Source organism: Rhizobacter sp. P3_B12 (assembly GCF_056402895.1).
Map to the genome: position 1 here is coordinate 1 of NZ_JBFUGN010001677.1, position 648 is coordinate 648.

Consider the following 648-nt stretch of genomic DNA (forward strand, 5'->3'; position numbering starts at 1 on the left):
GGGCCGAGCCGCTGTACCGGCACAAGGTGCTGGAGCGGCTGGGCGACTACCGCGAGCACCGCGAGCAGCTTGATGGGCGCTGGATCGGCGACGTCTGGGTGCATGCGGTCTCGCTCGGCGAGACGCGTGCCGCGGCGGCGCTGATCGATGCGCTGCGCGCCGAGCGGCCGGGCCTGCGGCTGCTGCTGACGCACAGCACGGCCACCGGCCGCGAAGCCGGCGAGGCGCTGCTGCGCGAGGGCGACGTGCAAGCCTGGCTGCCGTACGACACGCCGGGTGTCGTGCAGCGTTTCTTCGAGCAGTTCCGCCCGCGCGTGGGCGTGCTGATGGAGACCGAGATCTGGCCGAACCTGCTGCGGCGCGCGCAGGGCAGCGGCATCCCGATGGTGCTGGCGAACGCGCGGCTGAGCGAGAAGAGCCGGCGCCAGGGCGAACGGCTGGCAGCAGTGCTTCGGCCGGCGGTCGAGGCGATCACGCTGGTGCTGGCGCAGACCGAGGCCGATGCGCAGCGGCTGCGCGAGTCGGGCGCGCGCGAGGTCGTCGTCTGCGGCAACCTGAAGTTCGACATGGCGCCGGACGAGGCCTTGCTCGCGCGCGGCCGGGCATGGCGGCATGCGTTGGCGCGGCCGGTGCTGCTGGGTGCGGTGA

General features: G+C 73.6%; 1 protein-coding gene. It reads left to right on the forward strand.

The window, feature by feature from the left end:
• On the forward strand, positions 1 to 648 hold a 648-nt coding region (locus AC1D01_RS37630; RefSeq protein ID WP_477875046.1), incomplete at both ends, for a 3-deoxy-D-manno-octulosonic acid transferase.